This window comes from Herbaspirillum sp. CAH-3, from assembly GCF_009668275.1.
Lineage (GTDB): Bacteria > Pseudomonadota > Gammaproteobacteria > Burkholderiales > Burkholderiaceae_D > Herbaspirillum > Herbaspirillum aquaticum.
Map to the genome: position 1 here is coordinate 19,815 of NZ_VSWE01000005.1, position 18,081 is coordinate 37,895.

Genomic DNA, 18,081 nt, shown 5'->3' on the forward strand with positions numbered 1-18,081 from the left:
CGGAAACCAAGTTCATCCCGGCCAGGCCGCCCTGTGGGGAAGTGCGCGGGCGCTGGCGCTGGAGTATCCGGCGGTACGCTGGCTGATGATCGACAGCGAGCATGCGGCAGACCTGGACTGGATCGCGGCCCAGGCCGCGCAATGGCAAGCGTGGCTGCCGCAGGAAAATGCCCTGGCCTGGCGACAAGGCCAATGGTGGACGCCAAGACTGGCGCCGCTGCCAGAGATGGCGACGCCAGCCGACGCCACTTTCCGCGCCGATCCGGCCGGACTGTATCTGGTGGCTGGCGCCAACGGTGCGCTCGGGCGGCATATGGTGGACTGGCTGGCGCGACATGGTGCGCGCCATCTGGTGCTGCTGGCGCGTCAGCCGGCCAGCGGGGTGCAGGCGCGGCGGCTGGCCCTGCTGCAGCAACAGGGTATCCGGATTGATCAGGTGCAGGCCGATATCGCTGAGGCAGCCTCCATGCAGCAGGCCTGGCACAGGATTGCTGCATGCGAAGAAGAAAGCGGCCATACCCTGTCTGCCCTCTTCCACTGCGCCGGCACCAGCGTCTTCCGCGAACTGGCGCTACTGACCGCAGAAGACTACGAGCGCGTCAGCAGCGCCAAGGTCGAGGGCGCGTGGAACCTGCACCGCCTGAGCCTGCAACGGCCACAGGCCAGCCTGATCTGTTTTAGCTCCATCTCCGGCATCTGGGGTTCGCGCCTGCAGATTCCCTATGGCGCGGCCAATGCCTTCGAAGACGCCCTGATCCGCCTGCGCCGCCAGCAAGGGCTGCCGGGCATGGCCATTGCTTGGGGGCCCTGGGGCGGTGGCGGCATGTCCGACGTGGATGAATCCCTGCTGCAGTTGTTGCGGGCCGCAGGCATCCGGCGCCTGAGCCCCGAACATTACCTGCAGCGGCTGGGGCAACTGCTGTCCTGCCCCAGCCTGCTGGCCGATGGCTGCGCAGTGGCGGTGCAGGCCGACTGGTCCAGACTGATCGCCCTCATGACGCTGTATCAGCCCCTGGCCTTGTTCAGCCGCTGCCAGGACTTGCTTGGCCAGCGCCAGCCAGGGGCACTGGCGCAAGCGCTCGATACCGCTGACCGGGCCGCACTGGCCGCCGCCATCCCCGGCTTCGTCACCGCCGAACTTTCGCGCATCCTGCGCATGAGCCCGGCCGAACTCACCCCGGACGCTTCTCTGCTGCGCCTGGGCATGGACTCCATCCTGATCATGGAGCTGGCGCGCCAGTGCGAGCTGACGCTGGGCATCCGCTGCGAGCTCAAGGCCCTGTTCGAACACACTACGGCGGCCTCGCTCACCGACTACCTGTTGCAACAGGCACAGCAGCAGGTCCAGGCGTGTGCCAGCGCGTCCATGGCGGCTGCTGAACCTATCCATGCTGATCCCGCACAGGCCGACCAACCCTTCGTGCTGACCGAACTGCAGCACGCCTACTGGGTCGGCCGGCAAAGCCATTACGCCCTGGGCGGCGTGGCCTGTCATGCCTATCTCGAAGCCGACGCCGGCCACGGCCTGGACAGCGCACGGCTGGAGCGTTGCTGGAACGTGCTCATTGCCCGTCATGGCGCCTTGCGCATTGTCATCGGTAGCGACGGTCTGCAACGGATCCTGCCGCAGACGCCGCATTATGCGATCCAGGTGGCAGACTGCCGCCAGCAAAGCCAGGCGCAAACCGACGCATTGCAGACACAGTGGCGCCAGGCCATGTCGCACCAGGTGATGGACAGCCAGCAATGGCCGCTGTTCGATGTGCGCGTGATGCACTGCCCGGAAGGCCGCAGCCGCCTCTTCATCGGCATCGACATGCTTATCAACGACGCCACCAGCGGCCAGATCCTGTGGGAAGAACTGGCGGCCCTGTACCAGGCCGATGGCGATGCGCAAGCAGCGGGACTGCGCCCCTTTAGCATCAGCTTCCGCGACTATATCCAGGCCAAGTACCAGCACAGCACGGCCCGCCAGGCTGCACGCGAACAGGCGCGCCAGTTCTGGCTGGAACAATTGCCGAGCTTGCCGGCCGCGCCGCAGTTGCCGCTGCGCCACGAAGCCCTGCAGCAGCACCAGCCACGCTTTAGCCGACGTCAGCACCGGCTCGACGCTCACCAGTGGAGCCGGCTGCGCGAGCAGGCTGCAAGCGTGAACTGCACCCCGGCGGCCTTGCTCATCACGGCCTTTGCCGAAGTGCTCGCAGCCTGGAGCAGTGAGAAGCGCTTTACGCTGAACCTGACCACTTTTGACCGCCTGCCCTGGCACGAGGATGTGCCGCATCTGCTGGGTGACTTCACTGCCGTCACCCTGCTGCCGCTGGACCTGTCCTCGCGCAGCGGCTTTGCCCAGCGGGCCGCCGCGGTCAATGGCAGCATCCTGGCTTATCTGCAGCACCGGGCCTTCAGCGCCGTGGACGTGCTGCGCGAATGGAACCGGGGCCGCGAGCGGGCCGAGGCGCTGTCGATGCCGGTGGTCTTCACCAGCCAGCTGGGCATGAGCGATCCCACCAAGGGTGCGGCCCGCCACAGTCCACTGGGCGAGGTCGTGTACGGCATCAGCCAGACTCCGCAGGTCTGGCTGGACCATCAGGCCTGTGAACAAGAAGGCGCGCTGGTGTTCAACTGGGATGTGATCGATGACCTGTTCCTGCCCGGCGTGGTCGATGCCATGTTCGATGCCTACTGTACGCTGCTGCACTACCTGGCCGCCGATCCGGCGCACTGGGAGAAGGCGCTTCCGGCCATGCTGCCGTTGCGCCAGCAACAGGTACGGCAAGCGGTCAATGACACCCCGGCGCCCTTGCCGCAAGCCTGCCTGGACCAGTTGTTCTTCTCGCGTGCGCAGCAACAGCCAGAGCAGCTCGCCCTGGTCAGCCGCGAGGGTCAATGGCGCTATGGCCAGCTTGCGCAATGGGCGCAGCGCCTGTCCCAGGCACTGCTGGCGGCCGGCGTGCGACCGGGCGACCGGGTCGCCGTGCTCATGCAGAAATGCAGCCAGCAGGTGGCGGCCTGTCTGGCCATCCAGCAATGCGGAGCGGCCTATGTGCCGGTCGATAGCAGCACCCCGGCCAGCCGGCTGCACAGCATCCTGGCCGGCAGCGCCATCCGGGTCGTGCTCAGCCGCAGCGCCGAGCGCGCTCACGTGCAATCCCTGCTCGATGGCCAGAAAACGATCCTGCTGGAAGCCGATGAAGACCAGCTGGCCAGCTATCCGGCCCACACGCCGGAGGCGCCGCGCAATCTGCACGATGCCGCCTATGTGATCTACACCTCAGGCTCCACCGGCACGCCCAAAGGCGTATTGATCGACCACATGGGTGCGGCCAATACGGTGCTGGATATCAACCGGCGCTTTGGCATCACTGCCGGGGACAAGGTACTGGGGCTGTCTTCACTCTACTTCGACCTGTCGGTCTATGACATCTTCGGTACGCTGGCCGCAGGCGGCACACTGGTACTGCCGGATCACGACAAGGTACGTGATCCGGGCCACTGGCTCAGGCTGATGCTGGAGCATGACGTCACCGTCTGGAACAGCGTACCGGCGTTGCTGGAATTGCTGCTGGACAGTGCCGAACAGAGCGGCCAGTCCCTGCCCGGACTGCGCCATGTCCTGCTGAGCGGCGACTGGATCTCGCTGGGCCTGCCGCCGCGCCTGCGCCAGGCCGCACCTGCGAGCCAGCTTATCGCCATGGGCGGCGCCACCGAAGCCTCGATCTGGTCGAACTGGTTTGCGGTGCAGGAAGTGGCCGCGCACTGGCGCTCCATTCCCTATGGCAAACCCTTGAGCAACCAGGCCTATCACGTCCTGGACGCCCACGGCCAGCCTTGCCCCGACTATGTGACGGGCGATCTCTACATCGCCGGCATCGGCCTGGCGGTGGGCTATGAGAACGATGCACAGAAGACGGCCAACAGCTTCATCCACATGCCCGATGGCCAACGCCTCTACCGCACCGGCGACCTGGCCCGCTACTGGGGCGATGGCAACCTGGAATTCCTGGGCCGCCGCGACTTCCAGGTCAAGATCGCGGGCAACCGCATCGAGCTTGGCGACATCGAGGCAGCGCTGCTGCGCTGCCCGGGCGTGCGCGAAGCAGTGGTCGATACCATCGGCACGCCACCGCAATTGAGACTGGCAGCCTGGGTGGTGCCACAGGGCGGTCCTTCGCCCATCCTGCAGGCGCTGGAGAGCCCCTTCACAGAGCCGGAGCGGCTCTGGCAGGACATCCTCTCGCACAGCCAGCAAGTGTTTGCCGGCCAGCCGGCGCAGGCTGAGCGTCTGCAGGACTTCTGGCAGCTGATGGATCAACTGGGGCTGCGGATGATGCATGACACCCTGGCGCAGGCAGGCATCACCGATCCCGCTGGCTGCAGCGCCGACCAGCTCATGCAGCAGACCGGCGCAGCACCGGTCTTTTTCAGCCTGCTGCAACGCTGGCGCACGCTGCTGGCGGCGCAGTCTGCCCCCCTGCCGGACTGGGCTGAACTGCGCGCGCTGGCCAGCGTGCAGCAACTCCCCGCCACGGTGCTGGATAGGCTGCAACACAGCGCCGCATTGCGGCTGGCCATCCTGCGCCAGCAGCGCGACGCCATGGAGTTGTTCTACAGCAGCGACGAGACCCTCTCGCCCGAACAACTGACCCAGCTCAACCCGTTGGCCACCAGCGCCACCAGCGCCATGGCCGAAGCGATCAGGCAGCTTGCCCGTGCCAGTGCGCAACCGCTGCGTATCCTTGAAGTGGGGGGGCGCAGTGGCCTGGCCGCGCAGCAATTGTTGCTGCAGCTAGCCGGCTGCCCGCTGCATTACCACCTCAGCGATCCGTCGCGCACACTGCTGGAACAGGCGCGCCAGCGGCTGTCCGCGCATCCTCATCCAGAACATCAGTTCACTTTCGAGCTCACGCAAGCGCCGCAGCATGGCCCGCAGGCCGAACACGACATGGACCTGGTCGTGGCCTTCAATGCCCTGCACCGGGAGCGCGACATTGCCGCTCTGCTGCGCGCCCTGCGCCAACGGCTGGCGCCTGGCGCTTGCCTGCTGGCCGTGGAGACCACCCGCAACAGCCACTTCCAGCTGGCCACCGTGGCCCTCTTGGAGCAGGGCTATACCCAGTTCGCCGACCAGCGCCAGCACAGCGGCGACGCCTTGCTCAGCGCCGACCAGTGGGTCAGCGCTTTCAACGAGGCTGGCTGGGAACGGGCCGGCTGGAGCGGCATCCAGCCGGCTCCCCTGGGAGGACTGGCATTGCTGCTGGCGCAGCAGCGCGAACACGTCTACCGCTTCCAAAGTGCGCCCCTGCAACAGGCGCTGCAGCAGCTTCTGCCAGCCTACATGGTGCCCGGGGCGCTGATGGCGCTGGACGAGCTACCCCTGAGCGCCACCGGCAAGGTGGACCGCAAGCGCCTGCCCAGGCCGGCCATGCGTGCGGCACTGGCATCGGCCACCTCCGCCGTGGCCGACACTCCATTGGCCCAGCTCTGGCAACAAGCGCTGGGCGTGAGCACACTCACGCCCGACAGTGACTTCTTCGCCCTGGGTGGCGACAGCCTGATTGCGGTGCGTCTCATCGAGCGTATCCGTCATACCCTCCACGCCAATGTGGCGCTGACCGATCTGTTCGAGGCCTCGGGCTTTGGCGCTTTCGAGCGCCGCGTCCTGGCCGCACCTGCTATGGCAGAGACGCACAGTGCTGGCTTGCAGCCCGACCCTGTCCACTGGGCCGAGCCCTTCCCGCTGACCGATGTGCAACAGGCTTACTGGATCGGCCGCAAGGCAGGTTTCGAACTGGGCGGCATCTCGACCCATATCTATGCAGAGATCGAGGTGGAGGGCTTCTCTATCGAGCAGTTGCAATCGAGCTGGCAGGCCGTGGTCAGGCGCCACGGCATGCTGCGCGCCGTCATCAGCGACGATGGGCTGCAACAGTGCCTGCCCGAGGTGCCTCCCTACGTCATCACCTACCACGATCTGCGCCAGGCCGACGACGCGGCACACCTGCATTGGCAAGAACAGACCCGCCAGCAGTTGTCGCATGCGGTCCACGACACCACGCGCTGGCCGCTCTTCGCCATTCACGCCGCCAGCCTGGACGCGCAGCGCATCCGCATCTGCATCAGCCTGGATAACCTGATCTGCGATGGCCGCTCCATGCGCCTGATCCTGGCGGAGTGGTCGGCCCGGCTGCGTCACCCGGAACAGTCATGGCCGCTGCTCAGCGCCAGCTTCCGCGACTATGTCCTGTTCCGCGAGGCCCAGCCGGTCAACCAGCAATCGCTGCATTACTGGCTCACACGCCTGCAACAGCTGCCGCCGCCGCCTGTCCTGCCGATGCAGGCCAGGACCAGCGATGCGCTGCCGCATTTCACGCGGCGCCAGATGCGGCTGTCAGCGGATCGCTGGCAACGTCTGCAAGGCTTTGCCACCCAGCGCGGCCTGACCATCAATGCCCTGCTGCTGACGGCCTATGCCGAGCTCATTGCCCACTGGTCGGCGCGTGCCGACTTCACGCTGAGCCTGACCTTGTTCAATCGTCCCGCCGTCCATGCCGACATCGATGGCATGGTGGGCGACTTCACCTCGCTGGTCCTGTTTGCCTTCGACGCCCGCACGCCGGCCAGCTTCCAGCAACGCGCCACGGCCGTGCAAGGCCAGATGTGGCAAGACCTGGAACACCAGGATGTGTCGGCGGTGAGGGTGCTGCGCGAAGCGGCGCGCCAGCGCGGCCAGTTGAACATGGTGGCCGCGCCCGTGGTCTTCACCAGCGGGCTGGGCGTGGCCCAGGGGGGCGATGATCACGACAGCTGGCTGGGGGACTTCGTCTATAGCGTCAGCCAGACGCCCCAGGTCTGGCTGGACCAGCAACTGGTGGAGCGCCACGGCAGGCTGGAGTTGAGCTGGGACAGCGTCGATGGCCTCTTCCCGGAGGGCTTGCTCGATGAGATGTTCCATGCCTACGAACTGCTCTTGCACACCCTGGCCGACCATGACAGCGCCTGGGCCACACCGGCCACGTTGTTGCTGCCGGAGCGGCATGCGCGCCTGCTGGAGAGCACCGCCAGCGCGCCTGCGGCCAACGATGCCGCACCCCAGGCGCATCTGCCCGAGGCCATCGCCGATCAGTTGACCAGCCTGCTGGGGGAGCTGGTGGAATTGCCTGCCCATCTGCTGCAGCGGCGCGACGCCTTGTTGCAGACCAACTTCTTCGAACTGGGCGCCAGCTCGCTAGAGTTGATCCGCCTGCATCAACGCCTGCAGCATCGCTTTGACCTGGCCCTGCCGGTGGTCGATGTCTTCAGCCACACCACCCTGGCCAGCCTGGCGACCCATCTGGGACGCCTGGCTGGCCAGCAGCAGCCCGCTGATCCTGCCGCCGCCCCGGACAGCGCTTCCCGCCTTGAACGCCGGCGCAACAATGACCGCGCCCAGAAACGCCGCGCACTCTCCGAATAAGGGCCTGATCATGTCCACTACTTCCTCCTCCTTCATGAACGAACACTACGGCGACACCTTCCCGATTGCCATCGTCGGGGCCGGCTGCCGCATGGCCGATGCCGATGATCTCTTTTCCTTCTGGCGCAAGCTGGCCGACGGCGAAAACATGGTGCGTCGCCTCGACGCCGCCGCGCTGGCCGCAGCGGGTGTGGCGACGGGCATGGCGCAGCATCCGGCCCACGTGCCGGTGGCCGCCGTGATCCCCCAGGCCGACCATTTCGACTGGGGATTCTTTGGCTACTCGCGCCAGGAAGCCGAAACCATCGACCCGCAGCAGCGGCTCTTCCTCATGTGCGCCTGGGAAGCCCTGGAAATGGCGGGGTATCCGCCCGAGGCGCTGGGCCGCAACAATCGCATCGCAGTAATCGGCGCCTGCAAGATGAGTACCTATCCGGCCGGGCGCTTCGAGCAGGTCCAGGAGGTCTCCTCTCCGCTGACCTTCCAGCGCCTCATCGGCAACGACAAGGATTACCTGGCCACGCGCGTGTCCTACAAGCTCAACCTCACCGGCCCCAGCCTGACGGTGCAGACGGCCTGTTCCAGTTCGCTGGTGGCGGTGCACATGGCGTGCGAACAACTGGTCAGCGGCGAATGCGACATGGCCCTGGCCGGCGGTGTCGGGCTGAGCTTTCCGCAGGAAAGCGGCTATCTGCACCGGGACGGCATGATCTTTTCGGCCCAGGGCCAATGTCGCCCGTTCGATGCCCAGGCCGATGGGGTAACCATCGGCAACGGCGCTGGCGTGGTCTTGCTCAAACCGCTGCAGCGAGCCCTGGCCGACGGAGATCCCATCCTCGCCGTCATCCGCGGCTCGGCCATCAACAATGATGGCCAACGCAAGGCCGGCTTTACCGCCCCCTCGGTGGAAGGCCAACAGGCCGTCATTACCGAAGCCTTGTCGCTGGCCGCCGTCTCGCCGGCCGACATCGGCTTGGTCGAGGCCCATGGCACCGGCACCCCGCTGGGCGATCCCATTGAAGTCCGGGCACTGACCCAGGCATGGCGTCCCCACACCTCGGCCGCCCAGTATTGCGCCCTCGGTTCGGTCAAATCCAATCTCGGCCATCTGGACACGGCGGCCGGCATTGCCAGCCTGCTCAAGGCGGCGCTGGCGGTCCATCACGCCCACATCCCGCCCAGCCTGGGCGTGGAGACACCCAACCCGGCCATCGACTGGCAAGACAGCCCCTTCTATGTGCCACCCGTGCTATTGCCCTGGCCGGACAGCCGGACACCCCGTCGCGCAGGCGTGAGCTCGTTCGCCATCGGCGGCACCAACTGCCATGTGGTGCTGGAAGAGGCCCCGCCGATCACTGCAGCCCGCCCCGACGATGCGATACAGCCGCACACGCATGTGCTGTTGCTCAGTGCCCGCAGCCAGCGCGCACTGAGCCTGCTGGCGCAGCGCCATCTCCAGAGGCTGGAAGATGCGCCCGCGCTGGACCTGGCCGATTACTGCGCCACCAGCCGTCATCATCGGCAGCTGTATGGCTGGCGTCTGGCCGTGACCGGCGCGGACAGGGAGGCGCTGATCAACGAACTGTACCGTTTCCTCGAACAAGCCCCGGCGAGCCTGCATCCGCAATGCTGGGTCATGGGTGCTGACGGCCGCGACGCCGCCACTCTGGCCGACATCCTCAGCCAGCCGCATCCCGACTGGCAAGCGCATGTCCTGTTGCGCAGCACGCCACGGCAGCGGCAATTGCTGCCCACCGCCCCCTTCGAGGGTGAACGCTGCTGGTACAGTGCGCCGCCCGCCGCTGCGGAAGAAAGACTGTCCTCCCCTTGGGAACAGCTGTGCCAGAGAGGCCAGCAGCTCGGCGCCGAACTGGCGGCAGGACTGGATATGAGCCAGCTGGCATTGGAAGAACAAGGCGTCACCGCCCTGCACGCGCACTACGTGAGCACGGCCCTGGCCAGTCTGAAGGTGGTGCCCGAGGAGCAATGGAAGAGCGCCCGTCAATGCCTGCAGGACAGCGGCCTGCCGGACCGCTACCTCGATCTGCTGGCGCGGCTGCTACGCGACCTCGCCAGCGCAGGCCAGCTCAGTTGCCAGCGCCAGGACGGCCAGCCGCACTACCGCCGCCTGCGCCTGCCGCAGGCAGATCGCAGCGCCGAATGGCTGGCCACCATGCGCCAGCTCGGTTATGACCATCTGGCGCAACTGGTGGAGCGCAGCGGGCCGCGACTGGCCGACATGCTAAGCCTGAAGGTGGACCCGGTCAGCGTGGTATTCCCGGCGGCCTCCACGGAGGATGTGGAACACATGTACCAGGACCAGCCCTATTCACGTTACCTCAACCAGCTGGCTGCCGGCCTGCTGGCCCGCCATGCCGCCCAGAGCCCCGGGCCGCTGCGCATCCTGGAAATCGGCGGTGGCACCGGCGGCACCACGCGCGATATCCTCGCCGCCTTGCCGGCCGGGCGCTGCCAGCACTACAGCTTCACCGACATCGGGCCGCTCTTCCTGCAGCGTGCGGCCAGGAAGTTTGCGGCCTATCCCTTCATGTCCTACGTACCGTTCGACATGAACCAGCCAGCCGCCACTCAGGCGCTGCCGCTGGCGCAATACGATGTCATCGTCGCCGCCAACGTGCTGCACAATGCCCCGCATCTGAGTCACATGCTGCGCAACCTGGCGGGCCTGCTGGCCCCCGGGGGGATCATCATGATGCGCGAGATCACCCAGCCCAAACCCCTGTTTGACTTCGTATTCGGTCCACTGGTCCCACCGCTGGATCCGCAGGACCGACGCGCGGGCGAGCTGTTCGCCTCCCGCGAGGTCTGGCAGGCCTCGCTGCAGGACGCCGGCTTCGAGGACTTCGCTGCCTTCCCCGCTGCGGATGCTGCAGCCAGCAGGCTGGGGGAGCACATCCTGCTGGCGCGCCATGCCCAGGCGCGCGTTGCCCCGGCGGATCTGCCGGGGCAGCCGATCACTCTCACGGACCTGGCGCCGGGCGCCATCGTGGCGCAACTGCTGGATGGGCTCGATGCAGGCCAGACCACCCCGCGTCTCTGCCTGGAACAACTGTGCTGGCATCTCGACCTCAGCGACGCACCGCTGCCGCTGACGGCAAGCCTGCAACAGTGGCAGGATCACTTGCAACTGTCGGTACAGCTACCACAGCAACAACGCGCCCTGCTGTTATCTGCACGCCTGCGCCAACTGCGCGCCCTGCCCTGCCAGTTGCCCGCAGGCAGCCTGCCCGGCGGCAAGCTGGCCGACGCAGGCAACGCCTACGACAGCCTGCTGTCGAGCCTGCCGCAGCAAGAACCATCGCCCTATCATCATCAGATCGCCCGCCTGTATTGGCCTCAACGGCAGACCGGCAGCAGCCAGTGGTTCCGCCATCCCGACCAGAGCCTGTCGCTGCGCAATGCGCAGGGGCAAGCCCTCATGGTCTGGCAGGGACATCGACCGGTCGCCGCTCTCCCGCAGCCATGGCGGCGTTCCGGTGAACCATCGGCGACTCTGTATCATTGGGAATGGCAGCCCTGTCCCCAGAATGCGCAGGGCGACGGCGCGCTGCCGCGCAAGCTCCTGTGGCTGGATGCCCAGCCTTGCCCAGCGGCGTGGATGCGCCTGTTGCAGGCAGCAGGGATCACGCTGATCCAGCCAGAACAGCCTGCTTCCTGGACGACCGCTGCACTGAACGCTTTGCTGACCCAGCATCAGCCCGACACGCTGTGCTATCGCGCGCATGACAGGGCTGGCGACGCGCCTGAAGAACAAGTCCAGGCCAGCCAGCAGCAACTGGGCGCACTGGCCGTGCTGGTCCAGGCAATAGCGGCATGGCCGCAACCCATGCGGCTGGTCCTGCTGACCGAACAGAGCCTGGCCGTCTGGCCGGACGACATCGTCCACCATCGCACCGGCCAGGCCTTGTCCTGCGTGCTGGGGGTGGCCCGCCATGAATATCCTGCGCTGGACGCGCTGCATCTGGAACTGGACCCATCGCAGCCGCCGACTACGGCCATGCTGCCCTGGCTGGCAGCGGCCAACGGCAACGTACAGACAGTGATCGCCCAGCGCGGCCAACAACTCTGGCAGCGCCAGCTGGCGGCGGCAGGCGCGCACTCGCTCGCCAGCCTACCCCAGGGCCGATGCGTTATCGTGGGCGGACTGGGGGAGATGGGACTGACGCTGGCGCACTGGCTGCAGCAGCAGGGCGTGCGCGATATCGTCTTGCTGGCACGCCGACGCGCCACTGCCGCCGAGCAGGCAAGGCTGCAGATGCTGAGCCTGGACGGCGCGCTGATCCAGGTCGATGCACAGGCCGACGCCACCGATCCCGCACAGTTCCGCGCCGCGCTGCAACGGCTGGCCGAGGGCCCGGCCATCGGTGCGATCTTCCATCTTGCCGGGGTCGTCAACGATGCACCGCTGGCGCGCTATGAAGCGACGAGCTGGCAGGCGTCGGTGAACACCAAGTACCTGCCGGCCCTGTTGCTGCACGAGTTCGAAGCCCAGCTGTCGCCGCAATTGACGGTCTACTTCTCATCGGCGGCCACGGCCTTCGCGCCAGCGGGCCAGGCCTCCCACGCTGGCGCCAACGCACTGCTGGAAAGCTTGGCGCAGCAACGTAGCCAGGCCGGTTGCGATACCGTGGCGCTGGCCTGGGGCTTCTGGCGCGACATCGCCCAGGACCGGCGCCAGGCACTGGCCAGCACCCTGGCGCAGCGCGGGATGCTGGGCATGAACAACAGCGAAGCGCTCGCCCTGCTGGCACAGGCGGTCGCAGGTGAACAGGCCGTGTATGTGGCCTGCCGTCTGGCCTCCACCTTGCCGGCAGAGGGCGTGGGAATCAACCATGCAGCTGCGCTCCCGACAGTGCAAGCCAGTCTGCCTGATGTCTCTGATGTGCGGGGGGTCTCCGGCTCTGGTCTGTTCGAGCAAGTCAGGCGAGACATGGCCGACCTGCTCAAGTGCGATGCCAACAGCCTGCATGGCCATAGCCAGCTGATCCAGTCCGGCCTGGATTCGCTGCTATTGCTGGAATTGTGCGAGCGGCTCAACAAGCGCTACGGCATCGATATCTCGGCCAGCACTGCCTTCGCTTCGCAAACGCTGCAAGGCTTCGTTGATGCCCTGGCCGGGCTGATCCCGCAGCAACGCACGCAAGCCCACGGGCCAACGCAAGTGAGCTTGCAAGCGCTCACACCAACGCGCGAAGAAGATCCGACCGGCCCTTATCTGCGCCAGCAACTGGCGCAACTGCTCAAGTGCGCACCGGACGAGATCGATCCGCTCACGCCGCTGATCCAGTTGGGGCTGGATTCCCTGCTACTGCTGGAACTCAACGAGAGTATCCGGCGCGATACCGGCGTGCATCTCTCGGCCGAAGATATCTTCAAGGCCAGCCATCTGCAGGCCCTCACCGAACTACTACGCCAGAAGCAAGCCCATGCCACCCCGGCCCCAGCGCAGGAAACCCCGCTGCTGCGCCAGGCGCTGCAAGCGCTGGAGCGGCAACGCCCCGGATGGCTGCTGGACAATGGCGATACCGCCCGTCCCGCCAGCGCCGCACCACCACGCCTGCAAGGGTTGCGCGCGCTGCGCTGGCAACAGGCACATGCAGACCGGCCGCCACAGCTCTATGTCGAATACGACAAGACCGAGTCCTTCCCCCTGGCCCGCTTCGAGCAAGCCTGGAACAGGCTGCTGCAACGGCACCCCATCCTGCGCTGCGGCATCGCCAGCGATGGCCAGTTGCGTCCGGTCGCCGAGGTACACCAGCGCATCACGCACCATCATCTGACGGCGCAGCAGGGCGACTCCCTGGCGGTAGCGCGCCAGCAGTTGCGGCAACGACTGAGCAGCTATCGTTTCGCACCGGGGGAATGGCCGCTGTTCCAGTGGCACGCCAGCCACCTTCCGGGGGAACGGCTGTGCCTGCATCTGCTGGTCCACACCCTGCTGGTGGATATCGAAAGCTTCCGCATCATGCTGCGTGAGCTGCACCTGCTCATCAACGATCCCGACTATGGCCTGCCCAGCCTGGCCTTTGACGGACTGGACTATCTGCATGCCGAAACAGCACTGAGCCAGACCCCCCTGGCGCAGTCGCATCTGCAGCAGTACCGCAACATCGTGGCCGGCTATCCCACGCCGCCCGAACTGCCGGTCCATGCCAGCCAGCGCGCAGGTGCTGCGCTGCTGACGTGGCGCCGCACCCTGGCGCGCCCGGACTGGCTGCAGCTAAAGCAACAAGGGGAACAAGCCGGCGTGAGCGGCACCGTAGTGCTGCTGGCGGCCTTGGCCATGGCGCTGCAACCGTGGACGCAACAGTCCGCCTTTTCGCTGCGGCTGGACTATCCCGATCGCCTGCCGCTGCATGCCCACATCATGAACGTGATGCTCGATGCCAGCACCTGCGCCGTGCTGCCCTGCGACCTGACGGCCAGCCATGTCACGGCCCTCATGCAACAGTGCCAGCAGGCTCTGCAGCAACGCTTGCAGCTGTTCATCCCCGACCCCGCAGCAGTCTTGCAGGACCATCAGCACAGCACCCTGGGCAGCACCCATCTGGGGGCGCTGCCGCCGGTGGCCATGACCAGCCTGCTGGGCGTGCGCCAGGCCTACAGCATCCCGGAAGTGTCCGATCCGCTGCTGGGCATGCCCAGCTACGAAACCGCCAGCCAAGCCGATACCTGGCTGCACCTGCAGGTGCTGGAAGAGGAAAGCGCCCTGCTCTACAACATCGACCTCGACACCAGGATATTCCCGGAAGAAGTCGGCGAGACTGTCATCCTGCGCCTGGAAGCGATCCTGCATGCGCTGGCCCGGTCAGCCGACAACTGGCAACGCCCGCCCACGGCGCTGATCCAGGCCGAGGCCGATCTTGCCGACATGGCCGCCTTTGCCGCTGACCTTCCCCGGCTGTCTTCGCTGCGCAAGAAAGGGCACCCATGAACGCCGACAAGAACCTGGCAACCAGGCCGCCGCGCAAGGTCATCGTCTGCGGCACCCGTTTCGGCGAACACTACCTGGCGGCGCTGGCGCAGCAAAGACCGGGCTACCAGTTGTACGGCGTCCTGGCCAGAGGGAGTGCGCGCTCGGTCGCGCTGGCGCGGCAACTGGGCATTCCCCTGTACCGGCAGGTGGATCAGTTGCCCGCAGATATCGATATCGCCTGCGTGGCGGTGAGGACCAGCATCGTCGGCGGCGATGGCACACGGCTGGCCAGCGCATTGCTGCAACGTGGCATCCATGTGCTGCAAGAGCATCCGCTGCACCCCACCGATACCCAGCGCCTCTTGAGCACGGCACGAGAGTATGGCGTGCGCTACCAGATCAATACGCTGTATCCCCATCTGCCCGCCGGCCAGCGCTTCATACAGTACGTACGCCAGGGCCTGACGCAACAGCCGCTGTGGTTCATCGAGATGACGACCAGCCTGCAACTGCTGTACTCCAGCCTGGATATTCTGGGACGCGCCCTGGGCGGCTTGGCGCCCTTTGCTGTAAGCGCGCCCTTGAGCCTGGAGACGCTGCCCCGGCCAGCGCACCCCTGGCCGTTTCGCTCGCTGCAGGGTGTGCTGGCGGGGATTCCCTTGAGCCTGCATCTGCAAACCTATCTGGACCACCGCGACCTGGACCACCACAGTCTGGTGATGCACCGGATCAGCTGCGGTGGACCGCAGGGCAATATCCTGCTGGCCAACAGCTATGGCCCCGTAGTCTGGAGCCACCCGATCTACGCGCCCAACTATCAGGAGGATGGCGCCGACGCCTCATACCTACTCAACGGCGAAGCGCTGCGCAGCAGCCGCTACAACCGCCAGCCCACCGCCATCACCTTCGGGCCAGCGCAGGCGCCCAGCCTCAATGAGGCGGTCGAAGAGGACATTCCCCATGCCATCTTCAGGGCGCTGGACGAACTCATGCAGGAACCCAGCCCGGATAGTCCGCACTGGGTCCAGCATGGCCAGACCTGGCTGGACATCATGCGCGCCGTCGGCCAGCCCGTCATGACCGAGCTGGCTCCGCCCTGCCCGCCCTTCCCTGATCCCGTTTTCTACGCCAGAGAGCATGCCCATGCTGGACGCTAACCATCGCCGCAACCGGCTGGCCTACCAGGGTCTGGCCACCCTGCTGGAACACGCCGGGCTGGCCCACCATGCCCACTATCTGAACTGGGGCTATCACAGCGACGGCCCGGACAGGGACCAGGCCTGCCATCGCATCGCGGATCACGAGCCCAATCACAGCCAGGCCCGCCTGGTGCTGGAAATCATCGGCAAGACGCCCCTGGATGGCAAACGGATCATGGACATCGGCTGTGGCCGGGGTGGAGCGCTGGCCCTGCTGCAGCGTTTCTATGCGCCCACGCAACTGATAGGCATCGACATCAGCCCCAGCAATATCGCTTACTGCCGCCAGCAACACCAGGGACGGCGCCTGCGCTTCCAGCTGGGGGACGCCTGCCGCCTGCCGCATCCCGACAATAGTGTGGATGTAGTGCTGAACATGGAATCCTCGGGCGCCTACAGCGACCTGCCGGCGTTTTTCGAACAGGTGCAGCGCATCCTGGCCCCGCAGGGTTATTTCTGTTTCAGCGACGTCATCGACCAGAACAGCCTGCCGCTGCTGCAAGAGGCCCTGTCCCTGTGCGGCCTGGAGCTGCAGCAGCACCGCTCGGTCAGGCAAGAGGTGCTGGCTTCGCGCCGACGCGCCTCGCCCCATTTGTGGCGGCGATTGCAGCAGGTCCTGGCGGAGCTGGACAATCCCTCCTTGCACGCTGAACTGCAACAGTATCTGGCCAACCCCGACTCGCCGCTCTTTGCCGCTCTGGAAGAGGGCCGCGCCGACTACATCATCCAGCACTGGCGCAAGAGCACCAGGCGAGCGCAGCCGATTGGCCCTGCACTGCAGGAAGCGCTGCGCCAGCGCGGCCAGCGGCTGGAACAAGTGCAACAACCGCGACAAACACGACAAACACGGCCACCGACCCCACGGCCAGCCCCGCCCGCCGAGCGGGGTGGCGGCTGGCTGCCGCTCAGTCATCCGGCCACGCAAGCCAGACCCGGTCATTGCAATCTGTTCGCGCTACCTTATGCAGGCGGCGGCGCGTCCGTCTATCGGGACTGGACGTCGGCCAGCGCGCACTGGAGCCTGCATCCGCTCCAGTTGCCCGGGCACGAGAACCGGCTGGCGGAAGCCGCCCATGTGGACATGGACAAGCTGGTGCAGCAACTGGCCGCGGTATTACAGCCCTATGTGCAGCAGCCCTGGGCGCTGCTGGGCTGTAGCCTGGGCGGCAAAATCGCGTTCGAACTGGCGCGTCACTTCAGCGCCCAGGGAACACCGCCGCAGCATCTCATCGTGCTGGCCTGTCCCGCTCCCAGCGTGCCGGTACGACAAGCGCTTTCGCACCTGCCGCCGGCCCAGTTCGCCCACGCCGTGGCCCAACTCGGCGGAACACCCGCCGATATCCTGCAGCATGCCGACATGATGCAGACCGTCATGCCGGCTCTGCGCAGCGACAGCCAACTGGCCGAACACTATTGTTGCGCCAGTGACTGCAGTATCGATGCGCCCATCACGCTCTTCTATGCCGAGGACGATCATCTGGTCACGCCCGAGCAGGCGTTGCAATGGCGCAACCACACCCGTGGTCGGTTTTCAGCGCATGCCGTGGCGGGCGGCCACTTCTTCCTGCGCCAGCAGCGCCCACAACTGCTGGCGTGCATCGATCAACTGCTGTCCAGCCCCTGGAAAGAGGAAATAACACACGCATGATCTCTTCCACACCAACCAGCCCCTACCTGCCCTTCAACGATACGCATCGCAGTGGCATGACCTTGTTCTGCCTGCACCACGCCGGCAGCAATGCGGCCAGTTTCCGCAGCTGGCAAGCCTATTTTGCCGGCTACGGCATCCACATCGCCCCCCTCGAATTGCCCGGACACGGAACGCGCCGCAGCCAATCCCTGCATACCAGCCATCTCACGCTGATCGAGGACATGAGCCACGCTTTGCTCGGGCTACTTCCCGAACGCTATGCCATCTATGGACACAGCCTGGGTGCGCTGCTGGGCTTTGAACTGGCCAGCGCCCTTCAAGCGCAGGGGCGGCCACCGCAGGCCTTGTTCGTCTCGGGCAGGCGACCGCCGCAACTGCCGACACCGCTGCCCTGGCGTCATCAGATGGGCGATGCCGAGCTGGTCGAGCAATTGCTGGCACTGGGTGGCAATGGCACCACACTGCTGGCGCACCCGGAACTGCAAGCGCTTTTTCTTCCCGTCATCCGCGCCGACTTTGCCATCACCGAGTGCTATCAATACCAGCCCAGACCGGCGCTGCAATGCCCGCTGCATAGCTTCGTCGGAGAGCGTGATCCCGAAGTGAGCGCGGCACAAATGGCGCTGTGGCAAATGCATACAGCAGCGGACTTCAGCCAGCAGGTCATTGGCGGCGCACATTTCCCCGATGAACAAGCCCAGCAGGTGCTATGGCAGGAGATTGCACGCCGGTTGGTGCAGAGCAGGGAGAAGGTTTGATTATTTGATGGTTGTTTGATCCCAACATCAACATCGATCAAGACAAGGATAGAAACGGAATATCAACAACAAAACAAGAACAG

At 66.0% G+C, this 18,081-nt stretch carries 5 protein-coding genes; all 5 read left to right on the forward strand.

The window, feature by feature from the left end; translation table 11 throughout:
• Positions 1-313: 313 nt before the first annotated feature.
• From FYB76_RS26775 to FYB76_RS07665, 5 genes are read left to right on the forward strand one after another with little or no spacing between them, the layout of a single operon-like run.
• The gene (locus tag FYB76_RS26775) at positions 314-7,453 is read left to right on the forward strand and encodes a non-ribosomal peptide synthetase (RefSeq protein ID WP_229296927.1); all 7,140 of its coding nucleotides are present in this window, start codon (positions 314-316) and stop codon (positions 7,451-7,453) included.
• A gap of 10 nt (positions 7,454-7,463) precedes the next feature.
• Positions 7,464-14,408, forward strand: coding sequence for a beta-ketoacyl synthase N-terminal-like domain-containing protein (locus FYB76_RS07650; protein WP_154133240.1), 6,945 nt, complete (start codon positions 7,464-7,466; stop codon positions 14,406-14,408).
• A complete protein-coding gene (locus tag FYB76_RS07655; RefSeq protein ID WP_154133241.1) occupies positions 14,405-15,547 on the forward strand; it encodes a Gfo/Idh/MocA family oxidoreductase in 1,143 nt (380 codons plus the stop codon). Before FYB76_RS07650 ends, FYB76_RS07655 begins: the two co-directional genes overlap by 4 nt.
• Complete coding sequence (locus tag FYB76_RS07660) at positions 15,534-17,237, forward strand: thioesterase domain-containing protein (RefSeq protein ID WP_154133242.1); 1,704 nt, start codon at positions 15,534-15,536, stop codon at positions 17,235-17,237. The genes FYB76_RS07655 and FYB76_RS07660 overlap by 14 nt, the downstream gene beginning before the upstream one ends.
• Positions 17,234-17,998 (forward strand): thioesterase II family protein, encoded by a 765-nt coding sequence (locus FYB76_RS07665; RefSeq protein ID WP_195724595.1) that lies wholly within the window; start codon positions 17,234-17,236, stop codon positions 17,996-17,998. The genes FYB76_RS07660 and FYB76_RS07665 overlap by 4 nt, the downstream gene beginning before the upstream one ends.
• Positions 17,999-18,081 lie beyond the last annotated feature (83 nt).

Bases quoted from the DNA above. Each gene is read 5' to 3' on its own strand.
- FYB76_RS07665 (WP_195724595.1), top strand. From the start codon at position 17,234: ATGATCTCTTCCACACCAACCAGCCCCTACCTGCCCTTCAACGATACG.
- FYB76_RS07660 (WP_154133242.1), top strand. From the start codon at position 15,534: ATGCTGGACGCTAACCATCGCCGCAACCGGCTGGCCTACCAGGGTCTG.
- FYB76_RS26775 (WP_229296927.1), top strand. From the start codon at position 314: ATGGTGGACTGGCTGGCGCGACATGGTGCGCGCCATCTGGTGCTGCTG.
- FYB76_RS07650 (WP_154133240.1), top strand. From the start codon at position 7,464: ATGTCCACTACTTCCTCCTCCTTCATGAACGAACACTACGGCGACACC.
- FYB76_RS07655 (WP_154133241.1), top strand. From the start codon at position 14,405: ATGAACGCCGACAAGAACCTGGCAACCAGGCCGCCGCGCAAGGTCATC.